The organism is Bartonella sp. AP21QHHD (assembly GCF_042196205.1).
GTDB lineage: Bacteria > Pseudomonadota > Alphaproteobacteria > Rhizobiales > Rhizobiaceae > Bartonella.
On record NZ_JBHIPT010000122.1, the window covers coordinates 113,804 to 121,996 of the forward strand.

Below are 8,193 nucleotides of genomic sequence, written 5' to 3' on the forward strand. Positions count from 1 at the left end.
CTCCATTGATCATCACAAGAATGCAAAAGCGCTACCTATCTCTTTTATCTATCATAATTGACATCAGCAGCTGTTAAAATCCGTAAAACAGCAACAGCATCATCACCATTTGTACGAGGTGATTGACGCGTTTCAATACAATGAAGGAAATGCCGTAATTCGCAAGTAAGCGGCAAATCTTCACAAACATCAATGTAATTCAGCTCATCCATGCTAAAAGCCCACTCTTGATTTTCTTTCCAAACGGCAAAATGGTGCATTGCCAATTTACGACTCCACGGTTCCATATCATCAAAAACGAGTATAGCCTTTGTTCCAACAACAGTTAAACGCCTCTCACGATAAGAACTCAAGCGTGAAGTAAAAAGATGACTACGCACACCATTTGGAAAAATCATATGAATATGAGAAAAATCAGAAATCTGATCAACGACAGCAGCCCCCTCACCGCGAATTTCGGAAGGTTCACATCCTGTCAACGCCAAAATCATTGAAAGATCATGAGGGGCAAGATCCCATAAAGCATCACTGTGTGTGTGAAATTTTCCAAAGCCTAATCTATGAGAATAAATATATCGCACATCTCCCACATCTCCGTTTTTCACCAATTCACACATTTTTTCAAAAGCTGGATGAAAACGCAAAATATGGCCCACCATAAAAACTCGCTCATAGGCCTCAGCCTCCTGAACTTGGCGTTTAGCATCAGAAACATTCAAGGCTATTGGTTTTTCCACCAAAACATCTTTACCATTTTTAACAGCACGGAGCACATTTTGCGTATGCAATTGTGGCGGCAACGCTAATACCAGCGCATCAATATCTCGATGAGTAAAAAGATCATCTGGTGTAACAACCTCTACACCATACAGTGTTGCAAAACTAGCAGCACGATCATTATCAATATCAGAAACTGCTGCTAAAGCCCCGAGAGAGTGGAGTGTCCGTATATGATTTTCACCCCAATGACCGCATCCTAAAACCGCTACACGTGGCACCATTTTCATGCCTTACCTTACTTTATCATATGAAAATTACACTTTTACATATCGAGGATAAAATAGAATGACAAGAGAAAAGCTTAAAAACGATGCTTGACATCTTACTATTCTACCCCTTATATCCGCAAAAGATGTAATTATTGACAATTATGATTGCTTATTTTGGCGGAGTAGCTCAGTAGGTTAGAGCAGAGGAATCATAATCCTTGTGTCGGGGGTTCAAATCCCTCCTCCGCTACCATTACTTTTTTATTGTGTGTGTAGTTTGCCTGTAGCTTGCCAGCAGGTTTTGTGTAGCTTGCCAGCAGGTTTTGTATATTTTGACACTAGGTTTTGTACCAATTTATTTTTTCTCAAAGAGTTTTAAAGGGTCTTCAAATGCTTTTCAAAGGGTATTTAAAGCTCTCTTTAACGCATTTTTCTGCTCCTATTTTTCCAAATCACTAAAGCGTGTAAAATCGGATTGAAAGGCAAGGGGAACGATTCCTGTCGGACCATGGCGTTGTTTTGCTATAATAACCTCGGCTTTACCCTTGGCTTGCTCCATTGCCTCTTGCCACTTGCTATACTCAGCAGTGCCTTCTTTGGGTTCTTCATTTTTGAGATAGTATTCTTCACGATAAACGAACAGAACAATGTCGGCATCTTGCTCGATTGAACCAGATTCACGTAAGTCGGAGAGTTGTGGACGTTTATCTGTTCGGTTTTCAACTTGACGAGAAAGTTGTGACAAAGCAATGATGGGAATATTGAGTTCTTTTGCAAGTGCTTTTAATCCGGTGGTAATGGCTGTAATTTCTTGAACGCGATTTTCTAATGAACGCTTTGAACCGCTTGTCATGAGTTGGATATAATCGATAATCAAGACATCTAGACCATGTTGTCGTTTAAGACGCCTTGCACGAGCGGACAATTGTGCAATAGACACCCCACCCGTTTGATCAATATAAAGAGGGATTGTTTGTAAGGAACGCATTGCGTGAATAATTTTTGCAAATTGCTCTTCTGAGATATTACCACGGCGCATATCAGAAGAAGAAACCTTTATTTGCTCTGAGATAATACGAGTTGCAAGCTGTTCAGTTGACATCTCAAGTGAAAAGAAACCAACAATACCCCCTTCATTGGCTTGGCTGTTATCATGACGCTTGCAAGCATTGGCAATATTAAAAGCAATATTGGTCGCCAGAGAGGTCTTCCCCATAGCAGGGCGCCCCGCAAGGATAATTAAATCAGATGCTTGTAATCCTCCCATTTTTTCATCAAGGGTTTTGATATGGGTAGCTATCCCAGAAAGCTGTGAGGAACGCTTTTTTGCAGCGCTTGCCATGTTAAGTGCTTTTGCAATGGCTGTATCAAAGTTTTCAAAACCACCCCCATATTTTCCTTTTTCGGCTAACTCAAATAATTGATTTTCAATCGTTTCAATTTGTTGGGAAGGTGTGAACTCCAGAGGAGCATCAAAAGCTGTATTGGCAACTTCATTGCCAAGATTAATCAAAGACCGGCGGATAAAAAGATCGTAAATGACGCGTCCATAATCCTCAGTGTTAGTAATAGTGACTGCCTCTGTGGCTAAGCGAACAACATACTGGTATACAGTAATATCTCCAATTTTTTCTTCCATTTGGATATAGGGCTTAATTGTAATGGGGTTTGCAAGATGACCCTTTTGAATAATTTGTAAGACAATCTCAAAGATCTTTTGATGTAGCGTTTCAAAAAAATGTTCTGCTTTGAGAAAGTCTGAAACGCGATCGAGTGCATTATTATTAATCAGGATTGCTCCAAGTAATGCCTGTTCCGCTTCAATATTATGGGGAAGTTGACGAAAAGAAGAAGCAAAATTATCTCTTGGATTTTCTGTTTTTAGCATGTTCAATGTTCTCATTGCTTTCTTTTCCCTTGTTTGGTGCCTCGAGTGTGATTTCTGTTGTGTATCCGCTTTGTTTTTCATAGCGGTGGGTGACGGTTGCAGCTTTCCATGGTCCATTGATTTGCCCACGAAACCCTTGCAATAAAAGAGGTTGATCCGCCATGATTTCGGGACGCCCCTCTAAGGTCAAGGAGCCACTGCCTACAGCACGACACAACCTGTCCGACTCGGAAGCAGCAGCAGCTCGTGCTTCCTCCTCACAAGTGTAACAAGTCCGTAAACGCCGCACGGGACCGCTAAACCCTGTCTGATGTTTGACTTGGCATTGCTGCCCTTTTGAGCGATCAAAATAAGAAGCTTCAATGGTGCCATATTGCGTACGTGGCTCTAACGTAAATTCCCAGTTGGAACAGTCGTGCTTATGGATTGCTAATGCTGGTAAATTGTCACCGCTTAAAAATAAAAACTTATTGTCCTTGATCAAAAAACGTGCCCGCATGCGATCGGCAAGGCGGGTTAAAAAATCAACCGCCGATTGATCTGTTCGAATCACATAAGGCAAAATTTGTTTGGTAAATTGGGGACTGACCTTTGCTTGATAGCCATGGCGTTTGGCAAGTGTCTCCACAATCTCACCAACAGTTTTGTGATCAAAATGTTCACTCACCTGTTCTTTGAGCTCTTTACGCATCGAGGCGCTTTTGCCACAAAGGCGCAAAATCTCTCCATCACTGCCACCACAACTTACAACCGATTCGACAACAAAACGCCCCATAAAGGCACTGATGCTGTTCTCATAGCCAAAAATCACTTGCAGAGTGCTGTTGCTTGAGGGAACCTCTAAATCATTGCCACTATCATCAAACTCTGCTTCAAATGTATCGGCTTCATTCCCAGCATGGTCCGTAATGGTTGCGGTTAAAAGACGCTGGTAAAAAACCTCATGAACAGGTTTGTCTCCCACCTTGACCACAATAAAAGGGTGTGTATGCATTAATCCCATAACCGCTTCACCATGCTTTGGGGATTAGACAACACAAATTCAGGCAGAATGACCTTTAAGCCCCGCGGTAAAAACACACCATATTTGGCAATCTCTGGATTGGCTTCCAGTGTGGCTTCTAAATAGCCGTTTAGTCCCCCAACTTGAGAACGGTCCCCTAACACAGCCATGACATGGTGAAAGCAAAGGAGATCGAGGCTCATATCCTCTAGCTCTACAACAACATGTTTTTCTGGTATCTTCATAGAGTTTGTCCCTCTTGGTAATACCCCATTTGATATTGTCCCTCTTGGTATTGTCCTTGTGGTTTTCCGCCATTAAAAAAGGGCAAGAGCGTAATGGAATAGCGGATGCGCTGGGATTGACCAGAGCGACTGATATAGTCATGGTCTTTATTGATCGTGGTGATTACTACGGATCCATGGAGAAGGACACTATAGGTCGTATCATTGATCCAATGAAGCATCTGAACCGGCTTTGCTCTTCGAATAGTTGTAGTGATGGCATCAATGGCTACACGGTCACCAAATTCTTCTGGAAACCAAACCCCATGAATGGTTTTTGCATCATTGCCATAGCCGGTAAATTGCAAACTGGGGGACCTGCCAAAACGCTCCATACAAACCCATGAGGCAGAAAACTCTTCTTCAAAAGATTGGAAATTTAGCCAGTCCACATAAAATTGATGCGGACCTAACATCATCAAAGGATCTCTCATAGGCTCCCTCCCCTTGATTGTGTCATTACTCTGTCCCGCCATGCAGCGCATTAGCGCGTGCCCGTTGCAAAGCATGGGCAACCGCACGACCAGTGGCCATGGGTTCACGCGCCCCATTAACATGCACTGTGACATTTTGATTGTGTGTGATGGGGGAACGGTCTTTGTCTCTTTGTTCTCTCACAGAGTAATTGGCATGCCCCGCCCCCGCAAATTGTGCAATCGGTTGAATGGCTGTTTTGCCTCCCAAAAAACTTGGCAAAAACTCTCTTACATCAATGGAACCAATCCACCCCTTAATGCGGCTAGGCAAAGATTTACAAAAATCCATCAATTGTGAGATAGACGACATAAAGCCATCGACAATCCAATTGGCTAAATCTTCGCCGGCTTGTTCCATACCAGCCTTGGCACTCTCCGAGAGCTTTTCCTGTGTAAAAAAACTCTTCAACCATTGCCAAAAGTTGGAAAAGCTTTGTTTAACGCCCTCCCACAAATTGCCAAACCACTCGGCAACAGAGGAAAGCTCTTGTTTAAACTTTTGCCAAACTTGAGAGAGATCAAAAGCATTGGCGATTATATTTTTCCAACGCGTAATGGTGGTGGTATCAGCACCAAAAAAGCGCATGACGGCTTCAAAGGCACGACTAAAAGCGTGTGCTATTCCCCGTGCAAAACCTTTGACAAAAGAAGAAAAACGGTCCCAGTATTTCCACAAAGCAAAACCAGCAGCCAGTATGACCGCCACAACAGCAGCAACCACAGCCCCTATTGGGGTAAAAATACCCCCACAACAGAGGAAATACCCACCCCAACCACTTCGATCACTGTCCCAATAAAACCAAAAGAGGCAGAAAATGCCGCACCTGAAACGGCTATCCCTCGTAAAGCCCCCACAAGTAAAGTCATTGGGCAAAGAAGACGCAGCGCGCTCCCACCAAGCCCTGCCATCGGCTGCACGGGTGCGCACCACATTGACAAAGCGCCACAATGGGTCACTGGAGGTGGTGTGGTTGCCCCATAAAATACGTCCATTGGCGACAATTTTTCCATGGGCATTTTGGCTAAGCCGTGCTGGAATAAAGGTAGCAATATCGGCTTGGTTAAGGCGATTTGCTTCATGATCGATTTCCCCATCAAAATAGCTAATGGGGCGCGCTGTTCCTAAAATGCCTTTGACATCTTGGTTGGAGGGAAACCAAAAAACACCGCCCCTTTGCTTGTCGCGTTTGATAAACATGGCGGCAGCAAAGGGACTTGCCGGTTTAACACTCCAACCACCATCACTATTTGCCACCCAGACAAAGGAATCAATCAGGTAACAAAAATGCAACAATTAAACTTCCCCCTGAAGATATAGCGGAACTCGTAGCAGAGCTTGATAAAAAGTTACAAGAGCTTGTTCAAAACATCAAAGACAGAGAAGAAATAGAGCTTACCTTGCCTCTTTTTAAAATTGCATTTAAAACGTTAAATAGAGGTTGGAAAAGCACTCAAGAACTACACAAATCCAACCTAACCATCATTATACAATGGAAAATGAAGGTGCATTTCTCCTTACATTAAGATTTTTAATAACACTTTGTTTTTAACATATTATATCTTTTTTTGCTTTTTGGGCTGATTTTGGAGCGAACTTCACAATTTATAGATTTTTTTCAAAGGGGCTTAAAAGGCGGTCTTCTAGGCTTTCACAGAGTTTTTTTAAATCTTCAAAGCCTTTTCCTATTTTCCATTGAATCACAGTTTTTTCTCATTTTCACTCTTTTTTAGATGTCAAAATCCATTTTGATAAAACGCGCATTTAATGGTGAAAATTAGTCATAAAAAATCATAAATTTCCACCTATTCCCACTTAAAAAAACTCCTGTCAAACGACAAACTTTCTTTTTTGTATATCCACAGCAGCATGGATACTGCTATTCTTTATTGCTCATTTCCTCTCTTCTTGTTTCTTTTTTCTAATATTTTTTCCATTCTTTTTTCTTTTTATAACTCAATAAAGTTTATCTCTAAACAATGCACAATAATAACACTATGATCTAAAATCAAATAAATATAAATAATTTTTAATATTATAAAATAATTTATATTTATTTCATAATGAATAATATTCAAAACATTATGTATTTTTATAAAAAAATATTTTTCTACTTTACATAAAAATAAAAACAATCTATTGGTCCCCAAAGTAGAAAACCATTCATTTGATATCCTTCTTGTAAGCGGGGAAGGAATGCGTGGGGCTTATAAGTTAAGGAAAATATCTAAATGTTTAAAAAATCTCTTTTATCCGGCACAGCTGCCGTAGCTATCATGCTGTTTAGCACTCATTTCAGCGCATATGCGACAGTCCTCAGTGCTACAAGTAATGAAGAAGTAAAAGATGTCTCCGACGACGCATCCGAAAAAAACTATGATGCGATTAAGGCAACAAATAGTGGAAAAATCATTGGCAAGGATATAAAAGTAACCGCTCCTGAATCTGAAAAAACTGGTGTAACATCTACAGATCTTGGTAGCGAAATTACGTTAAAAGGCACAACAACCATTGAAAAAGCTGTGGATGGGATCCTAGCAAAAACAGGTGGTAAAATCACCAGCGAAGATTTAAAAATAAAAGGAGACGATACAGGAACAGGTGTAACAACCACAGATCCTGATAGTACAGTTGAATTAACAGGCACAACAACCATTGAAAAAGTTGCAAACGGATTTCGGGTAAATAAGGGCAGTAAAGTCACTGCAAAAAATGTAACGATAATCCTTCCTGAAGCTAAAGAAGACAGCATTGGTATACTCGTCGATGGTGCTAATAGCGTGATTGAATTAACGGGTCAAACAACCATTAAAGACATTGCTGGCAGCGGTCTTAGGGCAACAACTGGTGGCAAACTCGTTAGTAAAGATTTAACAATAACGGGCTCTCAGAACGAAAAAAATACCAATAGCACCGGTATAGCAGCCTACTTGCCAAATACTATGATTGAATTAACAGGCAAAACAACCATTGAAAATATGGTAACTGGGCTTTATACAGCAGTTGGTAGCAAAATCGTTAGCGAAAATTTGACAATAACCGGCTCTGAAACTGAAAAAAAGAGTACTGGTGCAAAAGCTGACAACAACAGCGTCATTACATTAAAAGGCACAACAACCATTGAAAAAGTTGCAAACGGCCTTGATATACAAAATGCAGCTACAGTCAAGATGACCGATGGTTCCATTACAGCATCTCAAATAGGTGCTCTTTTCAACGCTAGCGGAAATGATGAAAATAAAAACACGCTGGAAAATGTAAAAATATCGAGCAGCAAAGATGACGCCTTGGTAGATAAAGGAATAAGTGCCGAAAAAAGCACTGTGTCTTTAAACAATGTAACCGTCACTAAAGCGACAACAGGCATATTTGCAAATAATAACTCCACAATAACAGTCTCTGGAGGTTCATTCGACGGAAAAACTGATGGGGTATATGCTAAAGAAGGCAGCGCCATTACTTTGGACGAAAAAACTGCAGTTACATCATCTGATGGTTACGGACTTCATGCAGAAGGTCCAGCCAAAATCACGAAGACAAAAGGTGCTGTAAGTG

At 41.1% G+C, this 8,193-nt stretch carries 5 protein-coding genes, 1 tRNA gene and 3 pseudogenes; 3 read left to right on the forward strand and 6 right to left on the reverse strand.

The features are described 5' to 3' along the window. Positions 1-44: 44 nt before the first annotated feature. Positions 45-1,001, reverse strand: coding sequence for a Gfo/Idh/MocA family protein (locus ACFIMC_RS09935; protein WP_375612035.1), 957 nt, complete (start codon positions 999-1,001; stop codon positions 45-47). Positions 1,002-1,165: 164 nt separating this feature from the next. Between ACFIMC_RS09935 and ACFIMC_RS09940 the strand changes: the two genes are divergently transcribed. Then, positions 1,166-1,242 (forward strand) — tRNA-Met (locus ACFIMC_RS09940). A gap of 186 nt (positions 1,243-1,428) precedes the next feature. On the opposite strand, the gene ACFIMC_RS09945 is transcribed toward ACFIMC_RS09940, so the two are convergent. The 5 genes and pseudogenes from ACFIMC_RS09945 to ACFIMC_RS09965 form a co-directional block, all read right to left on the reverse strand. Next, positions 1,429-2,892, reverse strand: a complete 1,464-nt coding sequence (locus ACFIMC_RS09945; protein ID WP_375681001.1) for a replicative DNA helicase — start codon at positions 2,890-2,892, stop codon at positions 1,429-1,431. Further along, positions 2,849-3,871, reverse strand: coding sequence for a phage late control D family protein (locus tag ACFIMC_RS09950; RefSeq protein ID WP_375685750.1), 1,023 nt, complete (start codon positions 3,869-3,871; stop codon positions 2,849-2,851). The genes ACFIMC_RS09945 and ACFIMC_RS09950 overlap by 44 nt, the downstream gene beginning before the upstream one ends. Continuing rightward, the gene (locus ACFIMC_RS09955; RefSeq protein ID WP_375610995.1) at positions 3,871-4,125 is read right to left on the reverse strand and encodes a tail protein X; all 255 of its coding nucleotides are present in this window, start codon (positions 4,123-4,125) and stop codon (positions 3,871-3,873) included. The genes ACFIMC_RS09950 and ACFIMC_RS09955 overlap by 1 nt, the downstream gene beginning before the upstream one ends. Beyond that, positions 4,122-4,598: a phage tail protein gene (locus ACFIMC_RS09960; protein ID WP_375685748.1), complete on the reverse strand. Its 477-nt coding sequence runs from the start codon at positions 4,596-4,598 to the stop codon at positions 4,122-4,124. Before ACFIMC_RS09960 ends, ACFIMC_RS09955 begins: the two co-directional genes overlap by 4 nt. A 952-nt stretch (positions 4,599-5,550) precedes the next feature. Continuing rightward, positions 5,551-5,925: pseudogene (locus tag ACFIMC_RS09965) on the reverse strand (phage tail protein); the annotation flags it as partial. Between ACFIMC_RS09965 and ACFIMC_RS09970 the strand changes: the two are divergent. After that, positions 5,922-6,072 (forward strand): annotated as a pseudogene (locus tag ACFIMC_RS09970) (transcriptional regulator); the annotation flags it as partial. The pseudogenes ACFIMC_RS09965 and ACFIMC_RS09970 sit on opposite strands and share 4 nt — an antisense overlap. An 842-nt stretch (positions 6,073-6,914) precedes the next feature. Then, positions 6,915-8,193: pseudogene (locus tag ACFIMC_RS09975) on the forward strand (autotransporter outer membrane beta-barrel domain-containing protein); the annotation flags it as partial.